Origin of the sequence: Pontibacter korlensis (genome assembly GCF_000973725.1) — a bacterium.
Lineage (GTDB): Bacteria > Bacteroidota > Bacteroidia > Cytophagales > Hymenobacteraceae > Pontibacter > Pontibacter korlensis.
The window spans coordinates 2,405,305-2,427,186 of record NZ_CP009621.1 but is presented as its reverse complement, the minus strand read 5'-3'; the positions used below and the strand labels follow the sequence as shown (position 1 = coordinate 2,427,186).

Genomic DNA, 21,882 nt, shown 5'->3' with positions numbered 1-21,882 from the left:
CACACTATGAAGATACTCATCCTGAATGGTCCTAACCTGAATTTGTTAGGTGTGCGTGAAAAATCAGTGTACGGCAGCCGCTCCTTCGAAGACTACTTTGAAGAACTGAAAGCAGCGTTTCCGGCACTGGAGCTATCGTACTTCCAGTCGAATACAGAGGGCACACTGATAGACAAACTGCATGAAGTAGGCTTTAGCTACAAAGGCATTGTTTTTAATGCTGGAGCTTATACCCATACTTCAGTGGCCATATCGGATGCGATCAAGGCTATAGAATCGCCAGTAGTGGAGGTGCATATTTCCAATGTCTACGCCCGAGAAGCCTTCCGCCATAAAAGTATGATTGCCCCTTATTGCAAAGGCAGCATCAGCGGCTTTGGCTTAGATAGTTACCGCCTGGCACTGCAATACTTTGAGCGCCTGAAGCCAAACAGAATTGGTTTTACAGTATAATTTCTGCAACCTGCGCCGTTATAGGACCGTTAGAAAGACTTTTTAATATAGTATATCCACTATATAAATTTACCACCACATGCTCAACTTTTATCCCGGCCCCTCAAAAGTGTATCCTGAAGTACGTACCTACCTGGTAGATGCGTACGACGAGGGCATTATGAACACACCACACCGGGGTGAGCACTTTGTGCAGTTGTCACGGTCGGTGGTAAGCTCTATTAAGCGCAAGCTCAACATTCCGCAGGATTATTATATATTCTTTGCCTCTTCGGCAACAGAATGCTGGGAAATCCTGATCCAGAGCCTGACTAAGCATAAGAGCTACCATATTTACAATGGCTCGTTTGGGGAGAAGTGGTTTCAGTATGCGCAAAAGATACGCCCTGCCGCCGAAGGGCACCAGTTTGACCTGAATGAGGCCATGCCGGTAAGTGAACTACAGATTAGCTCTGACACAGAGTTAATTTGCTTTACACAAAACGAAACATCCAATGGCACGCAGGTTAATGCTAACACTATACTTAACCTGCACAACCGCTTCCGCGACACCCTGATTGCTGTAGATGCCACTTCATCCATGGCCGGCCTGAACCTAAAACTGATCAAGGCAGATATCTGGTTTGCGTCTGTACAAAAGTGCTTTGGCCTGCCTCCAGGGCTTGCGGTTATGGCCTGTTCTCCTCGCTGTATATTTAGGGCGAAAAAGATAGCAGAGCGTGACCACTACAACAGTTTGGTACCGATGTATGAGAAAATGCTCAACTACCAGACTACCCATACTCCTAATGAGCTCAACATTTACCTACTCAAGCGAATGCTGGAGGATCGCCCGTTCATAAAAGGTATAGACCAGCACCTGACTGACCGCGCACAGGACTTGTACACCTTCTTTGAGCAATTCTCTGATTTTAAGCTATTGGTAGAAAACGAGGAGGTGCGCTCTAAAACAGTAATCACCTTGCAAGCCAACGAGAAACTGGTAGAGGATGTAAAAAAGCGTGCGTTGCACCACAACCTGCGCCTGGGCAACGGATATGGCCCATGGGCACGCAATACCTTTCGCATTGCCAACTTCCCGGCTATAGTTGATGAGGAATACGAAGAGCTGAAACGCTTTTTCCTGCACTACTATGCCTGATCAGAGCTAGATGGTTTGGGAGTTAGAAAGTTTAAGAGTTCTTTTGCATTCAAAATTGTAAGTTCTCGAACTTTATAGTTCTCTAGTTTTTCTAACTCTTTAACTTTAAAAGCTTGCTATGTTCAGTCTCAAAGAGATTGCATCTGTTACACTAACACTATTTGCTGTAATCGATATCATTGGCTCTATCCCAATCATCATCGACCTCCGCAAACGCGAGGGAAAGATAGAATCTGAAAAAGCTACCGTTATTTCGGGCGTGCTGATGATTGCTTTCCTGTTTTTGGGGCAGTCCATTCTCAAGCTTTTCGGCATCGATTTCGAGTCGTTTGCCATGGCGGGTGCTATCATCATTTTCCTAATCGGTTTAGAGATGATCCTGGGCAAAGACTTCTTCCATACGGACCCTGAAACTAAGAGTGGTTCCATTGTGCCGCTGGCTTTCCCGCTCATTGTAGGGGCAGGCACCATGACTACGCTGCTCTCGCTACGTGCAGCTTACTCGCTACCAAACGTACTGGTAGGCATTGTGCTGAACCTGGTGTTCGTTTACATTGTATTAAAGGCAAGCAGCTGGATCGAGCGCAAACTCGGAAAAGATGGGGCCAATGTACTGCGCAAAGTGTTCGGCATCATTCTGCTCGCTATAGCTATCAAATTATTTAAGACAAATCTCTAAAAGCTAAATTGCTGGTAGGTTAAAGGTTTACACACTAATCTCTACTAACCCAGAATTTGGCAGGATACAATGATCGAATTATTTACAGACGGAGCCTCAAGAGGAAACCCAGGTCCAGGCGGCTATGGCGCTATTCTACGCTGGAAGCAGCATGAAAAAGAGTTGACGGAGGGCTTCCGTAAGACCACCAACAATCGCATGGAGCTTCTGGCCGTGATCAAGGGACTAGAGGCGATTACCAAGCCGGGCATGCCTGTTACCGTTTACTCCGATTCCAAATACGTTGTAGATGCTGTAGAAAAAGGCTGGGTGTTTGGCTGGCAAAAGAAGGGCTTCAAAGGAAAGGCCAATGCGGATTTATGGTCTCGCTTTCTGCGTGTGTACCCAAAGCACCAGGTTAAGTTTGTGTGGATTCGAGGCCATGCGGGTCACCCAGAGAACGAGCGTTGCGACCAACTAGCTGTTGCCAGTGCTCTTTCCCCTAACCTGCTTGTAGACCAGGGATTTGAGTCTGGCGCTTACCAGCCCAGCTAAGATTACGAAGGGTAGTGTTTTTTCTTCCCTGAAACGTAAGCCAAATGCCTAATTCATACTTCCAGTTTAAGCAGTTTCGGGTAGAGCAAGACAGGTGCGCCATGAAGGTGTGCACTGATTCCTGCGTATTTGGAGCCTATGTGGAGGTACAGGAAGCACAGCGCATTCTGGATATTGGTACCGGTACAGGTTTGCTCTCGCTGATGGTGACCCAACGCAGCCATGCTAGTATAGATGCTGTAGAAATTAACGCTGAGGCGCAGCTACAGGCGCAAGAGAATTTTGCTGCCAGCCCTTGGGCAAAGCAGTTACACCTGCACCCGATGAGTTTACAGGAGTTTGCCAGGTGTGAGCGCCCTAAGTACGATGTTATACTTTCTAACCCGCCATTCTTCCTGAGCTCGCTTAAGTCTCCGGATGCGGCACGCAACACAGCCAAACACACCGGAGAGCTCCTTTTCGAAGATATTCTCCAATTTGCCCAAAGCCACCTAAAAGACCAAGGCAAGCTATGCCTGTTGCTGCCTCCCCCTGAGGCGGCACACTTTGCTAAACTGGCCAAAGCATCAGATTTATACTTGTCGGAAACCCTACAGGTATTTACCTACCACGGCGGCAAATGTATCCGCCACATTCAGACCTATACTTTTACACCTATGGCAATGCCTGTCATCAAGGAGTTCTACATCCGGGAAGAAGATAAAGTGACCTATACTTCAGCTTTTACGGAGTTACTCAAAAGCTACTACCTCATCTTCTAAAGTTGCGGCTAGCTGATATCCTGCAGCCGGATGATTTTGCCTCCCTCAAAGTAAAAGCTAGACTTGCCCTCCAAGGTCAGTTTATCTCCGGCGCTTAAGCCATTAGGCAAGTCTACTGCTACTGTACCGCTATACTCTATGGCAACTTCAGCCATATCTTCTTTGTGATCTATGCTCCCAATCCGCTGCTCTCTCTCCAGAAAAAAGGTCATGGCCTGCTCTGCCTGCAGCTTAAAAGCAGACACACCTTGGATTTTCAGGTTGGTGATGCCATCGGTAATGTTCTCAAAAACGATATCAGGATGCAGGTTTTTCACCATACCGTCTACATCAAAAGCATTGTAGGCTTGTATGTAGTTTTCTATAATTTGCCGCTGGCGTTCCTCGTTATTCATACTATCAGCCTTTTGAAATTACCCTCTCCGTCTCTACAAAATTTACCCCATACTCTTCCAGCTCGTCTAACACTGGTTCATATGATTCCGGATGGATAGGTATAACTACGCCTCGATGTGTAATCTTGCCCTGTAACAACAGTTTTGCCAGTATACCTACTGGTAAGCCGACGGTTTTAGCCATGGCTGTTTGCACTTCATCATCGCCGGTAACGACCAAAGTGGAGGTTAATTCACGCAGCACTCCATTTAGTTCGTACTCAAACATGTGCTGCATTACAATCATGTCCTTATCACCGGGAGCCAGTGTCCACTTATCCTTCAGGATTTTCTCCAGTATCTGGGCTGGCGTAGCCTCGGCCAATCCTACCGGCGTATCATCGAACAGCCCCAGCCACACTAGCTTCTGCATCACCTCTCCATCCACAGGTATACCTAAGTACAGGCTAAGCCGCTCTGCCATACTTTGCTCTGGCGACACAGCAGGCGGCAAGAATGCCTCTACAAAAGTACGGCGCGTCATGTGCTCCGCACCATCTAATGTATAGCTGTTTTCGGTGAGGCCAAGCTGCACAAATACATTCCAGGCCTCACAGTAGCCCTTCCGGCGGAGTGTGCCGCGCAGCATAGTTGGGATATTGAGCAGACCGTAAGGCTCACGGTAACTTAAGGAATCACGGTTGGCATAGCCTTCAAAATAGCCGTAGCCCTCCACATAAAACTCATCGGTGCGCCTAAAGAGCTGGTGGTATGGGATGTATTTGTACTGCCCTTCCTTGATGTACTTGGCTGTACCTTGCCCTGCCAATACTACGTTGCGAGGACTCCAGGTAAACTTGTAGCGCCAGGGGTTGTTATCAGACTCAAGTGCTACCAAGCCACCTGTGTAGGACTTAAAGGAAGTAAGCTTACCTCCTGCAGCCTTTACACTCCTGATCACGCGCATGGCCGACATGTGGTCCAAACCTGGATCCAACCCTGACTCCATTAGGATAGTCAGGTTCTTTTGCTGTGCCTCCGCATGCAGGTTCAGTATATCAGGCGACACATAACTAGCTGTAACCAGGTGCTTCCCCTGCTTCAGACACTCCCGGGCTACCTCAATATGAAAAACAGCAGGCAGCAGCGAAATAACCAGGTCAGCCTTGCGCACCTCCTCTGCCCGCTGCTCAGTATCGTGCACATTAAAGGTGATCGTGTCGGCAAAAACAATCGGCTCCACAAGCGGCTGCAGATGCGTGATACTGATGTCACCAATGGTAATGTGCCAGTTTTCGGCTGTAGCATTATCAAACAGATACCTGATGAGCGAAGAGGCTGACCGACCAGCGCCAAGCAGAAGAATCTTTTTCATAGTGGGTTATTGGGTTCTGCCTTAAGTTAGAAATATCGGGGTGTAAGGCAAAGGTTAGGTATGGTTTTATCAGAATATTAGCTTAAATTTAAAGCCCTTTTCTAATTTTTGAACCTACTTGTAACGAAATGGCAAGTAAACTGGAAGTACAAATAAGTGTTGACGTACTGGACCCACAGGAGTTAACGGAAGAGGAGCAGCAAGCTATAGCACTTGCCCAGGAGGCAGCTAATGATGCCTATGCTCCCTACTCTAACTTTTTAGTTGGTGCAGCCCTGATGATGGAAGATGGTACTTTTTTCAAGGGCAGTAACCAGGAGAATGCTGCTTATCCTTCAGGCTTGTGTGCTGAGCGCACAGCCCTTTTTGCTTTAAGCGCACATTATCCTAAAGCCAGGATAAAATTACTGGCCGTAACGGCGCGTCGTCGCCAGGAAGAACTGTTCTTGCCTGCCATGCCTTGTGGTGCCTGCCGCCAAGTGATGTCTGAATATGAGTATAAGCAGCGTGAAGCTATACCTGTACTACTGCAGGCGCCGAACGGTAAATTTTACCGCTTTAAATCTGTAGCAGATTTACTGCCCTTCCAATTTACTCCGGATGACCTATAGGAGGTAAAGGAGCTTGTGCAAAAGCAGAAGCATGCCTAACTTCCCTGCTTATGATAGAGCATAGCCTTACCGTACCCCGCACCGCCCGCTACTATACCCTGGGCACACCATCTAAAAGTATACAGGACCTTTGGATTGTTTGCCACGGCTACGGTCAATTGGCCCGCTTCTTTCTGCGCCACTTCAGTGTACTGGATAATGAGAGGACGCTGGTGGTGGCACCAGAGGCACTTTCCAGATTTTACCTGGAGAAGTTCTCTGGACGTGTAGGGGCCACTTGGATGACCAAAGAGGATCGTTTATCTGAGATTGACGACCAAGCCAATTACTTAAATTTACTGTTACAGGAGCAACTGCAACAGTTACCTCATAACGTGCGCATAACGGTGCTTGGCTTCTCTCAGGGTGGTGCCACGGTAAGCCGTTGGCTGGCAACACAACAGGTGCCGGTAGACCGACTTATACTTTGGGCTGCCTCTTTTCCTGAAGATATAGACTTTACGACCGGAAAAGCTGCTTTCGCTAACCTACCTGTCGCTGTAGTATATGGCACCCGGGATGAATTTATAACTCCAGAGGCTCTGCAACATAAACAGCAACTGATGCACAGTTTAGGAATACACCCAAAGGTTTATATTTTCGAGGGAGGCCATACGCTACATCCTGAAATACTGGAGTTGGTAAATCGAGACTTATAGCAACCCGGCAGTTGTACCAGCTTCCTCGCCTTAAGCTACTTCTTTTTAACGGCAGCTGTACTTGTCTCTTTCAGATACTTCGCTGCTTCAATAAAGGTAGGGTTCCATATTTCCTTTTCGTGTTTTTTCAGGTAACGCAGTAATTGGCGATGTGCCTCAAGCGATACATTCAGGTCATGCTCACCTCCTACTCCATGAAAAAGAAACACGACCATGCTGTTCGTTCGCAAAGCCTCTTTTACCAGCTTAATCATCTCGTCGCCAGACTGCCCATTGATCATAATGCTGCCAATGGTATATAAGTCTGAGGTGTTTCTCGGAACCATTTCCCCCTGTACACCCCGTGCGGCTACAAAGTCGCCCTTCATCCCCTCCAGGTAAAATGTGTCACCAATCTTCATGTCTCCGCATGGGTAGGCAAAGGTACGCTCCTTCTTCCCATCAACTGCTTCCAAAACCTTATTCGTCATTCTCAGCTCATCTGTAATGCGACGTACGGAATAAGTGGCAAGGTCGTAATCAGCCGTTACAAAGCTTCTGCCGGGTAACTGCCCGTTGCAAGGATGAAAAAGTGTGTGGTTTGCCAGTTCATGCCGTTTGGCTGCTGCTTCCCATTCAGAAAAACGCTCATTAAAAGTAGGCGAAGCAGCTGTCAGGAAGAATGTCCCTTTTAGTTGCAGTGAATCCAACGCTGGAATGGCTTTGTCTAGGTGCACATTCAGAGCATCATCATAGGTAAGCACCACGGCACACTTCTTCTTGTTCCAATCCTGAGAGAACACCGAAAGGCTACACAGGCATAGCAAAGCAGCGAAGGTAAACTTTCTGATCATCTGGTTCTGGGCAAATTGTTAGACAGGTTCTTCAACCCTATGAATATACAGATAATATTGAAAAGGTGTCACTCCAGCTTTTCTCTTATTATGATCATGCAGAAGCTTATAGCAGGAGAAATATTAAAAATTCAGCCTCCTCTCTCCCACATGCCTTCCATCACCACTTCCAGCAGATGTTCGTCTGGGTCGCGGAAGTAAAATGACAAAAATCCTCCACCCCAATCATACTCCTGCTCAATAGCAATACCAAGCTCCTCAACTTTCTTTTTCCACGGCTCATACTGTTCTTTCTCTACTTCGAATGCAAGGTGCAATTGGCCAGAGCCGAAGTGTGGAGGCAGGTTTATACTTTTACGGGAGGCGTGTGGGTTAAAGCAGAGTAACACAGAGGCACCCGCTCTGAAGAACACATGCCTTCCCCCCACTTCACCTATAACTTTAAAACCCAGCTTATCATGGTAAAACCTCTTGGTCACCTCAAGGTCCTTTACATATAAGCAGGTTTCTTTTACCTTTTTAATATCCATGTTATACTCTTGATTATGTACAGTTACCTACTTAATTCGAGTAGTTCGACGCATTCACACTATTCTTAGCTTAACGTACGCTGTTCCCACTCGTTTATCTAAGCTGCAAATGGCTATTAGATGAAGCTGATGATGAAGATTACTTTACTTTTTGCTACGACTATTGGGCTGTTCACCCTTTTACTTCATGATAAGTTAAAATTAGCAGTCCCGTCAACACCTGACAATGTTGAGGTTCTCGCCAAGCTTCCAAAAGAAGTTGACGAAAGTTCGGGTATAGTGGCGATAGCTACAGGAGTATACTTAACGCATAACGACTCCCGTAATAAACCCTACTTATACAAACAAACTGCTGCGGGAAAGACACTGCAGACTATCAGGTTAAATCTTTCGAATGTGGATTGGGAGGATATTACCAAAGATGACGAAGGAAACCTGTACATAGCCGATACCGGAAACAATAAGAACAACAGGCAAGATTTAGCCATTTACAAGGTCAGCCTTGCAAATCCTGAACAAGTGAAGGCTATTCGTTTCTCTTACGAAGACCAGAAAGAATTCCCTCCTAAAGAGGAGGAACGCAACTTCGACAGCGAAGCTCTTTTCTGGGACAATGATAAGCTATACCTCGTCTCTAAAGATCGGGGTCGTGGCGAAACAGCAAAGCTATATCAACTCCCAGATGAGCCAGGATCTTACGAAGCCCAGCTCATTGGCAGTACCAAGTTAGAAACTAAAGTTACTGCTGCAGATATAAGTCCGGATGGCAAAACAGTGGTTCTATTGGGAGAAGAAGAGTTACACCTGTTCCGTAACTACAATAGTGTGGAGGAGTTCTATGAGGGAGACTATGAAAAGCGTGACATAGAAGGTACAGGTAAAACCGAGGCCGTAGCTTTCGAGGAAGAAGATGTACTGGTAATAACCAGCGAGGGAGGAAGCATTTACCGACACAACCTGTAACATAAAAATCCCCTTCTGCCTCAGCAAAAGGGGATCATATAGACTCACTATCTTCTTGTTTTTTATGCCTTGGTCCTCTCCTGCACCTTACCGCCAGGCAGTGCTGGCTTCGGATTCTGCCATACCCTGAACAGGATAATCAGGCCAATAAGAATGAGCGGAATGCTCAGCTGCTGCCCAATATTCAGGGCCATAGTTGCCTCTTTTGCCACTTGGTTCTCTTTCAGGAACTCCACTAAGAAGCGGAAGGTAAATAGTGCCGTAACGAATATGCCAAACAGCAGTCCCCTTGGCAAAGCACTTTTATACTTCTTCCAGAGCCAGTAAAGCAGCACAAACAGCAGGAACACGCTCAGCGACTCATACAACTGCGTAGGGTGGCGCGGCACGTGAGAATATTCATTCTGACGTACAAATATGAAGCCCCACGGCAGGTTAGTCGGATGTCCGAAGATCTCAGAGTTCATCAGGTTACCCAAGCGAATCAAGGCTCCTCCCAATGCCACCACAATCACAATGCGGTCCAGCACCCACATATAGTCGAATTTATACTTGCGGCTGAATAGCCACAGCGCCAGCAGAATACCAATTGTCGCACCATGGCTGGCTAACCCACCTTCCCAGATTTTCAGTATTTCAATCGGGTTGCTCAGGTAATATTCTGGAGAGTAGAACAGCGTATGTCCCAAGCGTGCACCCAACACTGTACCTACGATCATGTAGATGGTAATCACGTCCACATCGCCTTCGGTGCGGCCTTCAGCTACGTATATCTTAGTAAGAATGCGTTGCCCGATAATAAAACCCAGCGCGAAAAGTAGCCCATACCAGCGGATGCTCAAGGGTCCAATGCTGAATATTTCGGGATCAACGTTCCAGGTTATATAGTTTAATATGTTCATAAGGGTGATGCTTATCAGACAAAGTTAAGATAAATAGAGCACCGAAAAAATGAAAGATGCCGCACCTTCCCCTGCTTCATTAATATCGTTGCGGTACAAGAACCACTAAAACAACCTACAGATGCTGTTCCTACACCTTTTGCCTGGCCTGCTTGTGCTATTGATTGGAGTTGTGATAAACGTTCGACCTCCCAAGCACAATAACTGGTTCTATGGCTTCCGCACGCATTACTCAATGCGCAACATAGAAAACTGGAGAGAGGCAAATATCTACTATGCGAAGCTTCTGATAGGGATAGGAGTTGTTTCTGTTGTGGCAGGCTGGCTTTGCGCTTTGCTGCTGTTTGTTCCGGTAAGTATACTTGTACTTGTGGGACTGATGCTTCTGCTACTGATTGGAAGTATCGTGTTGACTAACGAGCACCTGAAGCGAAAGTATGGAGAGTGGTAAAGATGAAAAAGGGCATTACCTAATCTGGTAACGCCCCTCTTATACATTATTTTTGCTGTACCCGCTTTAGCTCATCTTTAAAGCCTCCACTCAAAATTGGGAAACGGAGCCAGCTGCGAGGGTCCACGTTATAATCATCCAGATGAAACGCCGGAGCATAGCGCTCACGCTTCCACTGATTGCGGCTCCACAGGCTGTAGAACTTGGTTATCCACCCTTTTAGAAGATCCGGTGCAGCTATATTCTGCTCCAGAAGTAGGTCGTATACTTCCTCAGGTGAGTAGCGGTCGTGGAAGGCCAGGCGCTCAATCTGGTTCAGCACCTCGTAAGGCATCAAATCTTTCTCATCAGTCTGCTCCTCTTCTGACGGACGAAGCTCGGCACTTGGCTGCAGGTTATTTACATATTGAAGGCCAGTGTATCCTAACTCCTGCTGTGCCCATATCAGAAATTGCCTGATAAAGGCTTTATCAATACCGGCGATAGGAGATATACTTCCTGCTGTGTCACCATCCATGGTAGCATATCCTACTGAAGCCTCACTACGGTTTGAAGTGGCCAGCAAGAGCGCATACCTGATATTGGCCAACATCCAGATTCCAGGAGCACGTACACGGGCCTGTATGTTCTGAAGCGTGATGTCATCCTGCTCCCAGGTTAGCCTACGTCCAAGTGCGCCCTCTATTTTAGAAATGTAGCCTACTACTTCATCGTCTATTGTCCACTTGTAAAAAGTGGCCCCAATTGACTCTGCCAATTCTTTAGCAGAAGTATAAGTATCGTTTGAGGAGTTTACAGTACCCTGGTAGGCGCAGGTAAGTAGCTTACCCACCATGGCTTTTAACGCTTCCTGCTGTGGCATTTGCCCAATAGCAGCTTTTTCCTCTTCAGTGAACAGAAGCGCTTTGTTCATGAAAGCCTCCATTCCGATGCTTTCCACGCCACGTCGTACCATCTCAGCCACAGCAACGGCACATAAAGAAGAATCGGCGCCACCGCTTAAAGACAAAACAAAGCCACGGCTACGGCTCTTGCGCATATAGTCGAACAGGGCGAGGCTTAACGCTGATACGAGTTCTGTGTTTTCATCTATCGGCGGCAAGTATTCAATTACCTCTTCAATAACCGGTTTATCAGAGAAGCACACTTCTGCACATTCCAGATCCACATCCTTAAAGCACAGCAGTTCATTACGACGAATCAACTTTCCGTTCTGCGCAACCAACACCTCTCCATCATAGATCATTTTACCAGCCTCGTTGCCTAATAAGTTGGCATACATGTAAGCACACTGGTATTTTTTTGAAGCCTCTACTACCAACCTGTGGCGCACGTCGGTTTTACTAAGGGCAAAATGGCTGGCGCTCGGGTTTAGTATGAGTTGTACTCCTTTTGGCATATGCCGCTCGGCTGGGCGGTTAGGCCTCCAGGCATCCTCGCAAATTTCAAAGGCATACTTTACGCCTTGCTCTTCATATATTATGTCACCGATCTTGTACTTCTGCCCAAAAAACTCGAACTCCTGAACCTCATGGGCAGGCCACGGTGTAAACCAACGCGGCTCATAATGTACACCGTCGTTGGCCAAGAACTGTTTAGCTGTAAAGCCAATGATTTCCTTATGCTTAATTACGCAGGCGGTATTGTATACTTTCTTATCCAGGAAAACGGGAAGGCCTACTGCCACAGTGATGCCATCACACCATTCCTTTATCTGAAGCAGTTGGTTAAAGGCCATTTCAGAAAGCCAGGGGCTTAGGAACATGTCTTCGCAGCCGTAGCCGGTAATGCAAAGCTCTGGTAGTAGCAGGATGTGGGTGCTGTTTTGTTTTGCCTCAGAAATGGCAGTGTGTATGTTTTGCAGGTTACCGGCCCAATCCATAGGTGTTTGGTTCAGGGCGGCCGCTGCCAGCATTAATCTCGTTTCTTCCATAGGGGTTTATAACGCATGTATACCCCGGCAAGTTAAGCGATATGGAGAATTGAACAATTACTGAACTGCTAAATTGTTAAATGCTGTCTTGGCCTATATGCTCAAACGCAGTTAGCCCTTAGCGAATTGTTAGCAGTGAAGCCAAAGCTATTGCTAGGAAACTAGTAGTAGTTTTGTGAGTTGATGATGAGGTTTAAGAAATCTTCAGATACTCCAGTCCCTTCTCGGCCGCAGCTTGGTCAGCTTTTTTCTTAGAGAGACCTACGCCAACGGCAATGGGTTTTTCATCAATGTATACCTCAGATGTAAACTCTGTTGTATTACCCTGTTGCTTGCGTTTGATGATGTCAAAGCGGATTTCAAGGTTTTGGCTCTGCGCCCATTCAATAAGCTTGCTCTTGAAGTTCGCGGTAGTACTTACCAGCTTATGCAGGTCTACGTGTGGCTTAATGAGTTTGCCAAGTATAAAGTGGCGGGTAGTGTTATAACCTTTATCCAGGTAGATAGCTCCTACTAAGGCCTCTAATGCATTACCGTTAACCGACTTGTGCCGCATGCCATGGTTGGTTGTATCCACCATTACCAGCAGATTCAATCCAATTTTAACGGCAATATGATTCAGCGACTCACGGTTTACAATGCGTGAGCGGATTTCTGTCAGGAAGCCCTCATCCTCATAAGGAAACTTCTTGAACAGGTGTTCAGCCACCACGGCACCTAGAATGGCGTCTCCTAAAAACTCCAGTCGCTCGTTTGTTTCGTGCTTACCTGCAGAGTTCTGCCGGGCAAAGGACGTATGGGTAAGGGCGAGCTTGTAGAGTCGCAGGTTATCGGGGGTACTGCCAATAATTCCAGAGAGCGCACGTACTAAGGCTTTGTCTTTGTTAAATAACCGATGGTAAGCGCGCCGAACTGGTTTAAAAGGCCCAAACACTAATCGTTGAATTGACGGAATATAACAGAGGTATTATGACCACCAAAACCAAAAGTATTGCTCAAGGCAACTTTTACTTCACGTTCCTGCGCCTTGTTGAACGTAAAGTTCAGGCGGTTGTCGATGTTTTCATCATCGGTGAAGTGGTTAATGGTAGGTGGCACTACATTGTTCTGCACAGCCATAATAGAAGCAATAGCCTCTATGGCACCGGCGGCACCCAGCAAGTGGCCTGTCATCGACTTAGTTGAGCTGATGTTAAGTTTATAGGCATGGTCGCCAAAAACTGTTTTAATCGCTTTCACCTCGCTGATGTCACCAAGTGGAGTGGATGTACCGTGAACGTTGATGTAATCAACCTCCTCCGGCTTAATGTTGGCGTCGCGCAATACGTTTTTCATAACGTTAAGTGCGCCTAAACCTTCAGGATGTGGAGCCGTGATGTGGTGAGCATCGGCAGACATGCCGCCACCAATTATCTCGGCGTAAATTTTAGCGCCACGCGCTTTGGCGTGCTCATACTCTTCCAGTATCAGGGCACCAGCACCTTCACCCAGTACAAAGCCGTCGCGGTCATTGTCGAACGGGCGTGATGCAGTTTCTGGAGAGTCGTTGCGCTCAGAAAGGGCTTTTAGAGCATTAAAGCCTCCAATACCAGCCTCTGTTACAGCAGCTTCAGAACCACCTGTCACGATCACATCTGCCATACCCAAACGGATATAGTTAAATGAGTCGATAATAGCGTTGGTTGCAGAAGCACAAGCTGAAACGGTAACAAAGTTTGGTCCGCGGAAGCCATGCTTGATAGAGATATGACCGGCACTGATGTCGGCAATCATCTTAGGAATGAAGAATGGGTTGAAGCGTGGAGTACCGTCGCCATTGGCGAAGTTCACACACTCCTCCTGAAAGGTGCGTAAGCCTCCGATACCAGAGCCCCAGATCACACCTACACGGTCAGGATTATAATTTCCCTCTACCAAGCTTGCGTCGGCCACAGCCTCATCGGCCACGACCATCGCAAACTGCGTAAATAGGTCCATTTTACGAGCCTCTTTACGATCAAAATATTTTTCTGGATCGTATCCTTTTACCTCACAGGCAAATTGGGTCTTAAATTTACTCGCATCAAAGCGTGTGATAGGCGCAGCGCCACTCACACCATTGATTAATCCGTTCCAATATTCTGAGACGGTATTTCCAAGTGGCGTGAGTGCGCCTAGCCCAGTAACTACGACTCTCTTAAGCTCCATAAGCTGTTAGTAGAGGGATAGATAGTAGAAATTCTTGATAAACTAAGGTAGGGGTATATTACTTCGCGTGCTCTTCCAGGTAGCTAACAGCCTGACCTACAGTAGAGATATTTTCAGCCTGATCATCTGGAATAGATACGTTGAATTCTTTTTCGAATTCCATAATAAGCTCAACTGTATCCAGTGAATCAGCACCAAGGTCATTTGTGAAGCTCGCCTCTGGAGTTACCTCTGATTCTTCAACACCAAGCTTATCGATGATGATAGCTTTTACTTTTTCTGCGATTTCTGACATTTTTCTTATAGTTAATTAAAACACTGTGCAAAGAAATAGCTTTTAACAGACAATGTCAAAAAAAATTACTCTATTCGCTACGTGGCAAAAGTTTTATACCTTACGCTCCGATTTACAGGCGGAGCTTCTTATTTTAGCGTTTCAATTCAAAATATGAGGACGCACCGCCTGAACATAGAGTATGATTATAGTTTTGATCTGTACGGTTTGGTAACGTCAGTGAAGGATTATAAGTTAGCATGGGTGTTAAACCGCTTGCTGGATTTGCGCCTGACAAAGCAAAAGGACTTGTGTTACGACCTCTTCGGAAAAGACCGCTTGCTGATCTCTAACTTCCAGTACATCACTGAGTATAGCGAAGTGCGGCTTTTTCGCAACAGGGCGCTTGGCAGCCCGACCCTGAGGAAACCTTTTTTGCTGCCAGACATTAAAGAGTATGATTATGTGCTGCAGATAACCGGGGCAATGCAGCAACTGCACCCTCAGGAACTCACAAAGAAATTATTGCGGGTTCCGTTAGTGCAATACGTAAAGAAGTTTGACCCTCTCACTTTAAAATTTAAGGAGAACCTGATTTTCTAAGTATGGATATTACATTTAACAAGACAAAAGTTCTGGCCACCGTAGGGCCAGCAAGTAATTCCTACGAGCGCCTGGTGGCCCTCGTGCAGGAAGGTGTAAATGCGTTTCGTCTGAACTTCTCGCATGGCGCGTATGAAGAACATAAGGTAGTAATCGACCATGTACGCGAAATCAACCGCCAGCACAACACCAACATCTGCTTGGTGCAGGACCTTCAGGGACCAAAGATCAGACTAGGTGACGTGGAGAACGGCAGCGTCGAGATCATAGAAGGACAGCGCATCAAACTGACATGCGATGGTTCTATCAGCACTGCAGAAAGACTCTCTACTATTTACACTGGCTTGGCAAAAGACGTGAAGCCAGGAGACTCTATCCTTCTGGACGATGGCAAGCTGGAGCTAAAAGTAATATCTACCGACCAAGAGCTTGAAGTAGAGACAGAGGTAGTGTACGGTGGTATTGTAAAGCCTCGTAAAGGTATTAACCTGCCCCACTCAAGGGTTTCTGCTCCGTCTCTTACAGAGAAAGACATTGAAGACCTTCACTTCGGCCTTGACAATGATGTAGAATGGGTAGCTCTTTCTTTTGTTCGTAAAGTAGAAGACATCCACGAAATCAAGCGTATTATTCAGGAGCGCGGCAAAGACACTCGCGTGATCGCCAAGATCGAAAAGCCTGAAGCTATCGAGAATATTGACGAGATCATTGAGGCGACAGACGCTATCATGGTTGCCCGTGGTGACCTGGGTGTTGAAGTAGGCATGGAGCGTGTACCTATGATCCAGAAAATGCTGGTAGAGAAATGTAATCAGGCTGCTAAACCTGTTATTGTTGCTACCCAGATGATGGAAAGTATGATCGTTAACCCTCGCCCTACACGTGCAGAGACAAACGATGTAGCGAATGCAGTACTTGATGGTGCACACTGCCTGATGCTAAGTGCTGAGACAGCCGTAGGTGCCTACCCTGTTGAGACGATCCGCAGCATGACCCTTACTATTCGCACAGTAGAGGAGCATTCCAATGTATTCAACAGAACTTTCACGCCTAACCCTGAGTCTGAGACTTTCCTGAGCGATAGCTTAGTAGCAAACGCCTGTAACCTTGCCCGCGACACAAATGCCAAGGCTGTTATTGGTATGACGAAGTCTGGCTACACAGCTTTCCAGCTGGCTAAGTACCGTCCGCAGGCACATATCTTTGTTTTCACAGAAAACCACAGACTGCTTAACACCCTGAACCTGGTGTGGGGAGTACGTGGCTTCTACTATAACAAGTTTGAGTCTACTGATAACACTATCACAGACATCAAAGAGACACTTCTCAACGAAGGCCACCTGCAGAAAGGTGACATATTCATCAACACTGCAAGCATGCCAATCAACGAGCAGAAGCGCACTAACATGATCAAGTTAAGTATAGCTTAAGCAGCTATACTTCAACATATAAATAGCGCCTGGGGCTACAGCTCCAGGCGCTATTTTGTTAATTCCTACACAGATCAAAGTATTTTGCTCAGGCGGCACTCGCTCTTGCAGAATTGCATCTACTCTGGTAACTACAAACACGAAAGCCCTGCACGTTGTATGTGCAGGGCTTTCGCAAATATGATTCCGTCAAAAATTAAGCAGCGATGCTGTTAACGAACTTAGCCAGTTTAGACTTGTTGTTAGCTGCTTTGTTTTTGTGGATGATGTTTTTCTTAGCCAGACGGTCAAGCATAGAAGAAACTGTCTTGTACAGTTCCTGCGCCTCGGCCTTGTCAGTTGTATTTCTCAGCTTCTTAATGAAAGTACGAGTAGTTTTCGCCTGGTATCTGTTACGAAGACGTTTAGCGTTATTCGCTCTAATTCTCTTTAATGCCGACTTGTGGTTAGCCATGTTATTCTACAATATTAAATCTTCTGATGCTTTTCCTAAATGAGTTTGCAAAGGTAAACCCTTTGTAACTAATTTCCAAAACACCTCTCACAAAAAATTAGTGCATTGGTTTACTCACAAAGGTAACTAATTCAGCGGGTTTAACCTATAGTTACCGCAAAACAATAGTGCAAGTACAGCAGCAACTGCAAACTATATACAAGAAGCTACAAAGTTATATTAAAAGAAAAGCCGCTGCAGAGAGTCTACAGCGGCTTTCAATTTAGTAAAGAGCTATTTAGTTGTTATTCTCTCGCTGCACATCCACGTCTACATCAACGTCCTCAATATTGCCGAGGCGCTGCTGTACTTTGTTTTCAAACTCGTTCCAATCTGCCTTGGTATTTTCCCAGGCACGACGTGTTTCTTCATCCCAGTTGGAGCTCTCTCGTTCCAGTTCGCTCTCTCTGCGGCGATACTCTGTTCTCATCTCACGATACTCATCAGCTGTAACTGTCTCGGAACGTTCTGTATTGGTTCTTACCCAAGCATCAAAGTCGTCATAAGTTGTTCTAGCTTCTGCATTAGCCTCAGTCATTTCAGTCTGAGTCTCATTTACTTCTTCGTTTGTCTCTGTCTGTGTTTCCTGGCTACAGGCAAACATAAACAAACCTAGTGCAATTGCGAATCCTATTGTTTTAAACTTTGCTATCATTTCCATAGTTGTATTTATATTGGTATTTCAGTCTTTTTATACGCTTAGAAGTAGAATATTGATATATAACTCGGCTAGAATAGATTACTTTCGCAACATCATACATAAAAACTACTACTGAATACAATCCTATTATCACCTATGCCACTATTACCATCCAAGCATAAAGCACCCTTCTATCTCTTTAATGGTCACCTGCAAACAATTATTCCCAGCTTATTCCGACAGGTGGAAGGGGTGCAGTATGAGCGGGAACGGTTGCTTACACCTGATGATGATTTTATAGATGCAGACTGGTCGATAGTTGGCTCTAATACGCTGCTCATACTCTCTCACGGCTTAGAAGGAGATACAGGCCGGCCCTACATAACAGGTATGGTGAAGGCTTTTAACACTGAGGGTATAGATGCCCTAGCATGGAACTACCGCAGCTGCAGCGGTGAGCCGAACAAACTGCTCCGCTCCTACCATCTCGGGGCCTCTGACGACCTTGATTTTGTAGTGCGCCACGCCTTGGCCACCAAGAGGTACAAGACAGTTTACCTGGTCGGTTTTAGTGCCGGCGGAAACATCACACTAAAGTACCTGGGTGAAGATCCGCAGCAAGTACCAAAGCAAATTAAGCGCGCAACGGTGTTCTCTACACCTATAGACCTAAAGAGCTCGGCTCTGAAAATATCAAAGATTTACACTCAGCGCTTCTTAAGAACATTAGGCCGGAAGCTAGAGCAAAAGCAACAGATGTACCCAGGTGAGATAGACCTCAGTGGCTATAGCCTTTCCTGGTCATTCCCTGAGTTCGACAACCGCTATACTGCCCCCATCCATGGGTTTAAAGATGCGGCGGAATATTACGCCCGCTCCAGCTCTAAGCAGTTCCTGAAAAACATTCAGGTGCCAACGCTGCTGGTTAATGCCAAAAACGATCCTTTCCTGGCTCCGGAGTGCTACCCGATAGAGGAAGCGAGGGATAATCCTAACTTTTACCTGGAGATGCCTGAGCAGGGCGGGCATGTAGGCTTTGCCGTTGATTTCCGGAAGGACAGGTACTACTCTGAGGAGCGAGCAGTTAAGTTTTTGTTGGAAGAGAAGTAGGCAAAAGGGCCGTTGGAGTCTTAATTCCAACGGCCCTTTTGCCTAGAACGTGAGTCATGTACTGAGGCTGCTTTATCTTTTCAGCGGCACGTAGATTACTTTTTTTGTTTCGAAAAACTCCTCGTTAAAGTAGTCGCTCAGGTTGTGCGTTTGAGTGATAAGTCCTGACTCGGCCAGTTCTTCCTGCAGGTCGCCGCCTTTCAGGTAATACAGCCCTTCGGTCTCAAGTCCGGTTTTCTTAAAGCTGTTCATCACCCATGGCCAAAAGTTAGCAAGCCTGGTAACAGCTCGGCTTATGATAAAGTCGTACTTATCGCGCACCTGCTCTGCACGGGTATGAGAGGCCGTAACATTTTGCAGGTGTAGCTCGCGGGCAATTTCCTGCACCACGTGTATCTTCTTACCAATAGAATCCACCAGGTGAAACTTTACTTCCGGAAACATTACTGCCAATGGCAAGCCTGGCAGACCTCCCCCTGTGCCCACATCCATTACCGACGTATGCTCCGGGAATTGTACGACCTTCGCAATGCCCAATGAGTGGAGAATATGGTGCACACCCAACTGATCCATATCCTTGCGGGATATCACGTTAATTTTCTGGTTCCACTCCTGGTACATCTCTCCCATCTTTTCATACTTCTGCAGTTGGTCTTCAGTAAGCTCTGGGAAGTAACCGGAGAGCAAGGTACGAATGGTGGTAGAGTAAGGCATTTGAATTTTGAGTGTTAGGAAGTTAAAGATTAGAAAGCATACTTTAGGCTACTGTGAAGTATAAAACAGCGGTTACAATCACCACAAAGGCTACAACAGCTATGGCCATTAGCAGATCAAAAAGCAGCACAAGCCCGGCGTTGCGATAACGGCCTTCATACTTTACCTGTAGCTCACGCTGCACTTGTTCCTGGTTACGCAAGCGCAGACGCAAGTACAGCTTACCTAGGCACGATAATATGGTATTAGTCAACTTAGGCATTGGTTACCAGCTTCGACTCAAGTATAAGTTTGGTTGCTACTGCTTTTAGTGCTGCAAAAGTATAAAATAAGTACGGGAAGTGGCGCAAAAGTATAAAGCCCCGGTTACACAAGGGCAACAGGGGCTTTAACCGTAATCAATATATTAACCTTAATTCAATACAGGGTTAGATGAGGTGCTTCTTGTTTTTCACCATGTCATAGAGCAACTCTCGGGCGCGGTGCAGTTGGGCTTTTACAGTACCTAGCGGAGCATTCAGCTCTGTAGCGATCTCCTCGTAGCTTAGCTCGTTGAAGTAACGCAGTGTAACAAGGCGCTGATACTTCTCCGGCAGCTTAGCTACCACATACTGCATAATCTCAATCTTCTGGTTCTTTATAGCTTCCTCCTGCGGGTTGAGGTTCTTATCCTTGAAGTCGATCGTAATCTCATCGCCATTGTCAATCTTAATGGCTGAGTCGATAGACATGGTCTTGATCCTGTTTTTGCGAATAAAGTCGATACAGTTGTTGGTGGCAATGCGGAACAGCCAGGTACTGAAGGCGTACTCTGGGTTAAACTTGTGCAGATTTTTGAAAGCTTTGGCAAAAGCTTCTATCGTCAAGTCCTCCGCATCATCGGCGTTGCGCACCATTTTCAGCACCACGTGGTATACAGGTTTTTTGTAGATGCTCATGAGCTCGGCGTAAGCCTTCTCATCGTTCTCTTCTACCGCCGCCTGTATAAGTTTAAAATCGTGCTTTGCTTTCGCAGAGAATTGTTTATTTACTTCCATCTGAATTGTTTATACAGTAACACAGATATCCCAAGGAACAGGTAGTTTACGAAATAAACCAGGTCCAGCAAGGGCATCAGCAACAAGGATATCTTATCATCTAATCTACGGGCGGTCGCCAGATAAACTGGAAAAACCGTAAGGTAACGAACGCCTACAAGCGCTCCTAATATAGCTAAATGGCTATTTAGAACAAGAAGAATAAAGAAAAGTATGTAAAAAAGTATGTTTGATGCTATATAAGCTCCTATCCTTCTTTTGTCTGCTGCTCTGTACCGCCCTCCAACCGACAAATGTCTTCGTTTCTGAACGACCCACTCCTTAAACGTCTTTTTAGGAGTGCTGATTGTCTGCGCCTCTTTGTCGATAACAATACTAACATTACTATTGCTGGCGGCATCGCGAACAAAAAGATCATCGTCGCCGCCCATTAACTTGATATGAGATGCAAACCCTTTGTTCTTAAAGAAACACGCCTTGGTGTAAGATAAGTTTCGGCCAACGCCCATATATGCGCGACCTGCGTTTGCTTGAGACAAATACTGAATTCCGGTCAGCAAGGTTTCATATCGGATGAGGTGATTCAAAAATCCTTTTAATTGTGCATACGGAGAATAGCCAAGTACTACTTCTGCGCCATTGGCATAGCCTGCCTGCATTTTTGCTATCCAATTCTTTGAGCATGGGCGGCAGTCTGCATCTATAAACAGCAGGTGCTCATATTTGGCTGCCCGTATGCCCAAAGCCAAGGCATATTTCTTCGAATTCAGGTAATCAGGGGTCTTTTTGATTGTCACCACTCTAAAGTTAGGATACTGCCGCTCCAGCTCATAAGTATAAAACTCAGTATCGTCATCAGAGCGGTCGTTCACTAACAGCACCTCAAACTCAGGGTAGTCCTGGTCCAACAAAACTGGCAATAATTCAAACAGGTTGTCCTGCTCGTTATGAGCCGCAATAATGACTGACACCGGCCGCTGCACGTTTGATTCCGGATCCTTGTAATTGGCTAAAGGCAGAAATCTAAAAAAGGCAAAGTATAACTGCACCAGCACACACAGCGCCAGTACCCCGAGGAGTATAAGTGGTATCAAGTTAAAAGACTGACTTTTATAAGGTTAAATTGCTGCACTGCAAACTCGTTTTAAAAGTGCCT

General features: G+C 46.2%; 27 protein-coding genes. 12 read left to right on the top strand and 15 right to left on the bottom strand.

Translation table 11 applies throughout. The annotated features are described in order from the left end of the window. The first annotated feature begins 6 nt into the window (after positions 1-6). The 5 genes from aroQ (at position 7) to PKOR_RS10605 (ending at position 3,568) form a co-directional block, all read left to right on the top strand. Positions 7-453: a type II 3-dehydroquinate dehydratase gene (gene aroQ / locus PKOR_RS10625; RefSeq protein WP_046310655.1), complete on the top strand. Its 447-nt coding sequence runs from the start codon at positions 7-9 to the stop codon at positions 451-453. A gap of 79 nt (positions 454-532) precedes the next feature. Continuing rightward, positions 533-1,594 (top strand): aminotransferase class V-fold PLP-dependent enzyme, encoded by a 1,062-nt coding sequence (locus PKOR_RS10620; protein ID WP_046310653.1) that lies wholly within the window; start codon positions 533-535, stop codon positions 1,592-1,594. 118 nt (positions 1,595-1,712) lie between these two features. Further along, a complete protein-coding gene (locus PKOR_RS10615; RefSeq protein ID WP_046310652.1) occupies positions 1,713-2,273 on the top strand; it encodes a MarC family protein in 561 nt (186 codons plus the stop codon). Between the two features lie 69 nt (positions 2,274-2,342). Then, positions 2,343-2,807, top strand: coding sequence for a ribonuclease HI (rnhA, locus tag PKOR_RS10610; protein ID WP_046310651.1), 465 nt, complete (start codon positions 2,343-2,345; stop codon positions 2,805-2,807). Positions 2,808-2,851: 44 nt separating this feature from the next. Continuing rightward, positions 2,852-3,568 carry a tRNA1(Val) (adenine(37)-N6)-methyltransferase gene (locus PKOR_RS10605; protein ID WP_046310650.1) on the top strand — a complete coding sequence of 239 codons (717 nt, stop codon included), beginning with the start codon at positions 2,852-2,854 and terminating at the stop codon, positions 3,566-3,568. Positions 3,569-3,576: 8 nt separating this feature from the next. On the opposite strand, the gene PKOR_RS10600 is transcribed toward PKOR_RS10605, so the two are convergent. Next, the gene (locus tag PKOR_RS10600; RefSeq protein WP_046310649.1) at positions 3,577-3,963 is read right to left on the bottom strand and encodes a nuclear transport factor 2 family protein; all 387 of its coding nucleotides are present in this window, start codon (positions 3,961-3,963) and stop codon (positions 3,577-3,579) included. 4 nt (positions 3,964-3,967) lie between these two features. Continuing rightward, entirely contained in the window at positions 3,968-5,317 is a 1,350-nt protein-coding gene (locus tag PKOR_RS10595; protein ID WP_046310648.1) for a saccharopine dehydrogenase family protein, read from the bottom strand. Positions 5,318-5,445: 128 nt separating this feature from the next. Here PKOR_RS10595 and cdd point away from each other — a divergent pair, with 128 nt between their 5' ends. Both cdd and PKOR_RS10585 read left to right on the top strand, forming a co-directional pair. Continuing rightward, a complete protein-coding gene (gene cdd, locus PKOR_RS10590; protein WP_046310647.1) occupies positions 5,446-5,928 on the top strand; it encodes a cytidine deaminase in 483 nt (160 codons plus the stop codon). A gap of 50 nt (positions 5,929-5,978) precedes the next feature. Next, positions 5,979-6,626, top strand: coding sequence for an alpha/beta hydrolase (locus tag PKOR_RS10585; protein ID WP_046310646.1), 648 nt, complete (start codon positions 5,979-5,981; stop codon positions 6,624-6,626). A 35-nt stretch (positions 6,627-6,661) separates the two neighbouring features. Here the strand turns inward: PKOR_RS10585 and PKOR_RS10580 are convergent, their stop codons facing one another. Together PKOR_RS10580 and PKOR_RS10575 are read right to left on the bottom strand one after the other, a co-directional pair. Further along, positions 6,662-7,459, bottom strand: a complete 798-nt coding sequence (locus PKOR_RS10580; RefSeq protein ID WP_046310645.1) for a polysaccharide deacetylase family protein — start codon at positions 7,457-7,459, stop codon at positions 6,662-6,664. 131 nt (positions 7,460-7,590) lie between these two features. Next, positions 7,591-7,989: a VOC family protein gene (locus PKOR_RS10575; protein WP_046310644.1), complete on the bottom strand. Its 399-nt coding sequence runs from the start codon at positions 7,987-7,989 to the stop codon at positions 7,591-7,593. A 129-nt stretch (positions 7,990-8,118) separates the two neighbouring features. On the opposite strand from PKOR_RS10575, the gene PKOR_RS10570 reads away from it, so the two are divergent. Continuing rightward, positions 8,119-8,952: a hypothetical protein gene (locus PKOR_RS10570; protein ID WP_235337455.1), complete on the top strand. Its 834-nt coding sequence runs from the start codon at positions 8,119-8,121 to the stop codon at positions 8,950-8,952. A 62-nt stretch (positions 8,953-9,014) separates the two neighbouring features. On the opposite strand, the gene lgt is transcribed toward PKOR_RS10570, so the two are convergent. Further along, positions 9,015-9,854: a prolipoprotein diacylglyceryl transferase gene (gene lgt / locus PKOR_RS10565; RefSeq protein ID WP_084694762.1), complete on the bottom strand. Its 840-nt coding sequence runs from the start codon at positions 9,852-9,854 to the stop codon at positions 9,015-9,017. A gap of 121 nt (positions 9,855-9,975) precedes the next feature. Between lgt and PKOR_RS10560 the strand changes: the two genes are divergently transcribed. Next, positions 9,976-10,305: an SdpI family protein gene (locus PKOR_RS10560; RefSeq protein WP_046310642.1), complete on the top strand. Its 330-nt coding sequence runs from the start codon at positions 9,976-9,978 to the stop codon at positions 10,303-10,305. Positions 10,306-10,351: 46 nt separating this feature from the next. On the opposite strand, the gene nadE is transcribed toward PKOR_RS10560, so the two are convergent. The 4 genes from nadE to PKOR_RS10540 form a co-directional block, all read right to left on the bottom strand. Further along, the gene (gene nadE, locus PKOR_RS10555) at positions 10,352-12,238 is read right to left on the bottom strand and encodes an NAD(+) synthase (protein WP_046310641.1); all 1,887 of its coding nucleotides are present in this window, start codon (positions 12,236-12,238) and stop codon (positions 10,352-10,354) included. A gap of 193 nt (positions 12,239-12,431) precedes the next feature. Then, entirely contained in the window at positions 12,432-13,172 is a 741-nt protein-coding gene (gene rnc / locus PKOR_RS10550) for a ribonuclease III (protein WP_046310640.1), read from the bottom strand. Next, complete coding sequence (gene fabF, locus PKOR_RS10545) at positions 13,172-14,425, bottom strand: beta-ketoacyl-ACP synthase II (RefSeq protein ID WP_046310639.1); 1,254 nt, start codon at positions 14,423-14,425, stop codon at positions 13,172-13,174. Before fabF ends, rnc begins: the two co-directional genes overlap by 1 nt. 58 nt (positions 14,426-14,483) lie before the next feature. Further along, positions 14,484-14,720, bottom strand: coding sequence for an acyl carrier protein (locus PKOR_RS10540; RefSeq protein ID WP_025609494.1), 237 nt, complete (start codon positions 14,718-14,720; stop codon positions 14,484-14,486). A gap of 153 nt (positions 14,721-14,873) precedes the next feature. Between PKOR_RS10540 and PKOR_RS10535 the strand changes: the two genes are divergently transcribed. Together PKOR_RS10535 and pyk are read left to right on the top strand one after the other, a co-directional pair. Further along, positions 14,874-15,302 carry an IPExxxVDY family protein gene (locus PKOR_RS10535; protein ID WP_046310638.1) on the top strand — a complete coding sequence of 143 codons (429 nt, stop codon included), beginning with the start codon at positions 14,874-14,876 and terminating at the stop codon, positions 15,300-15,302. Positions 15,303-15,304: 2 nt separating this feature from the next. Next, complete coding sequence (gene pyk, locus PKOR_RS10530) at positions 15,305-16,732, top strand: pyruvate kinase (RefSeq protein WP_046310637.1); 1,428 nt, start codon at positions 15,305-15,307, stop codon at positions 16,730-16,732. Positions 16,733-16,928: 196 nt separating this feature from the next. Here pyk and rpsT read toward each other — a convergent pair whose 3' ends face one another. Continuing rightward, positions 16,929-17,186 (bottom strand): 30S ribosomal protein S20, encoded by a 258-nt coding sequence (gene rpsT, locus PKOR_RS10525; RefSeq protein ID WP_046310636.1) that lies wholly within the window; start codon positions 17,184-17,186, stop codon positions 16,929-16,931. A gap of 277 nt (positions 17,187-17,463) precedes the next feature. Next, the gene (locus PKOR_RS10520) at positions 17,464-17,886 is read right to left on the bottom strand and encodes a hypothetical protein (protein ID WP_046310634.1); all 423 of its coding nucleotides are present in this window, start codon (positions 17,884-17,886) and stop codon (positions 17,464-17,466) included. A 135-nt stretch (positions 17,887-18,021) separates the two neighbouring features. On the opposite strand from PKOR_RS10520, the gene PKOR_RS10515 reads away from it, so the two are divergent. Then, on the top strand, positions 18,022-18,975 hold the full coding sequence (locus tag PKOR_RS10515) for a YheT family hydrolase (protein ID WP_046310633.1): 954 nt from the start codon (positions 18,022-18,024) through the stop codon (positions 18,973-18,975). A gap of 72 nt (positions 18,976-19,047) precedes the next feature. Here PKOR_RS10515 and rsmG read toward each other — a convergent pair whose 3' ends face one another. The 4 genes from rsmG to PKOR_RS10495 form a co-directional block, all read right to left on the bottom strand. Next, positions 19,048-19,689, bottom strand: coding sequence for a 16S rRNA (guanine(527)-N(7))-methyltransferase RsmG (gene rsmG, locus PKOR_RS10510; RefSeq protein WP_046310630.1), 642 nt, complete (start codon positions 19,687-19,689; stop codon positions 19,048-19,050). Positions 19,690-19,732: 43 nt separating this feature from the next. After that, positions 19,733-19,951, bottom strand: a complete 219-nt coding sequence (locus PKOR_RS10505) for a hypothetical protein (protein WP_046310628.1) — start codon at positions 19,949-19,951, stop codon at positions 19,733-19,735. A 166-nt stretch (positions 19,952-20,117) separates the two neighbouring features. Beyond that, positions 20,118-20,726, bottom strand: coding sequence for an RNA polymerase sigma factor (locus PKOR_RS10500; RefSeq protein WP_025609480.1), 609 nt, complete (start codon positions 20,724-20,726; stop codon positions 20,118-20,120). Continuing rightward, positions 20,717-21,820: a glycosyltransferase gene (locus PKOR_RS10495; protein WP_052738806.1), complete on the bottom strand. Its 1,104-nt coding sequence runs from the start codon at positions 21,818-21,820 to the stop codon at positions 20,717-20,719. Before PKOR_RS10495 ends, PKOR_RS10500 begins: the two co-directional genes overlap by 10 nt. Between the last annotated feature and the right edge of the window lie 62 nt (positions 21,821-21,882).

Coding starts and splice junctions, on each gene's coding strand:
- aroQ (WP_046310655.1), top strand. CDS start 7: ATGAAGATACTCATCCTGAATGGTCCTAACCTGAATTTGTTAGGTGTG.
- PKOR_RS10620 (WP_046310653.1), top strand. CDS start 533: ATGCTCAACTTTTATCCCGGCCCCTCAAAAGTGTATCCTGAAGTACGT.
- PKOR_RS10615 (WP_046310652.1), top strand. CDS start 1,713: ATGTTCAGTCTCAAAGAGATTGCATCTGTTACACTAACACTATTTGCT.
- rnhA (WP_046310651.1), top strand. CDS start 2,343: ATGATCGAATTATTTACAGACGGAGCCTCAAGAGGAAACCCAGGTCCA.
- PKOR_RS10605 (WP_046310650.1), top strand. CDS start 2,852: ATGCCTAATTCATACTTCCAGTTTAAGCAGTTTCGGGTAGAGCAAGAC.
- PKOR_RS10600 (WP_046310649.1), bottom strand. CDS start 3,963: ATGAATAACGAGGAACGCCAGCGGCAAATTATAGAAAACTACATACAA.
- PKOR_RS10595 (WP_046310648.1), bottom strand. CDS start 5,317: ATGAAAAAGATTCTTCTGCTTGGCGCTGGTCGGTCAGCCTCTTCGCTC.
- cdd (WP_046310647.1), top strand. CDS start 5,446: ATGGCAAGTAAACTGGAAGTACAAATAAGTGTTGACGTACTGGACCCA.
- PKOR_RS10585 (WP_046310646.1), top strand. CDS start 5,979: ATGATAGAGCATAGCCTTACCGTACCCCGCACCGCCCGCTACTATACC.
- PKOR_RS10580 (WP_046310645.1), bottom strand. CDS start 7,459: ATGATCAGAAAGTTTACCTTCGCTGCTTTGCTATGCCTGTGTAGCCTT.
- PKOR_RS10575 (WP_046310644.1), bottom strand. CDS start 7,989: ATGGATATTAAAAAGGTAAAAGAAACCTGCTTATATGTAAAGGACCTT.
- PKOR_RS10570 (WP_235337455.1), top strand. CDS start 8,119: ATGATGAAGATTACTTTACTTTTTGCTACGACTATTGGGCTGTTCACC.
- lgt (WP_084694762.1), bottom strand. CDS start 9,854: ATGAACATATTAAACTATATAACCTGGAACGTTGATCCCGAAATATTC.
- PKOR_RS10560 (WP_046310642.1), top strand. CDS start 9,976: ATGCTGTTCCTACACCTTTTGCCTGGCCTGCTTGTGCTATTGATTGGA.
- nadE (WP_046310641.1), bottom strand. CDS start 12,238: ATGGAAGAAACGAGATTAATGCTGGCAGCGGCCGCCCTGAACCAAACA.
- fabF (WP_046310639.1), bottom strand. CDS start 14,425: ATGGAGCTTAAGAGAGTCGTAGTTACTGGGCTAGGCGCACTCACGCCA.
- PKOR_RS10540 (WP_025609494.1), bottom strand. CDS start 14,720: ATGTCAGAAATCGCAGAAAAAGTAAAAGCTATCATCATCGATAAGCTT.
- PKOR_RS10535 (WP_046310638.1), top strand. CDS start 14,874: ATGAGGACGCACCGCCTGAACATAGAGTATGATTATAGTTTTGATCTG.
- pyk (WP_046310637.1), top strand. CDS start 15,305: ATGGATATTACATTTAACAAGACAAAAGTTCTGGCCACCGTAGGGCCA.
- rpsT (WP_046310636.1), bottom strand. CDS start 17,186: ATGGCTAACCACAAGTCGGCATTAAAGAGAATTAGAGCGAATAACGCT.
- PKOR_RS10520 (WP_046310634.1), bottom strand. CDS start 17,886: ATGGAAATGATAGCAAAGTTTAAAACAATAGGATTCGCAATTGCACTA.
- PKOR_RS10515 (WP_046310633.1), top strand. CDS start 18,022: ATGCCACTATTACCATCCAAGCATAAAGCACCCTTCTATCTCTTTAAT.
- rsmG (WP_046310630.1), bottom strand. CDS start 19,689: ATGCCTTACTCTACCACCATTCGTACCTTGCTCTCCGGTTACTTCCCA.
- PKOR_RS10505 (WP_046310628.1), bottom strand. CDS start 19,951: ATGCCTAAGTTGACTAATACCATATTATCGTGCCTAGGTAAGCTGTAC.
- PKOR_RS10500 (WP_025609480.1), bottom strand. CDS start 20,726: ATGGAAGTAAATAAACAATTCTCTGCGAAAGCAAAGCACGATTTTAAA.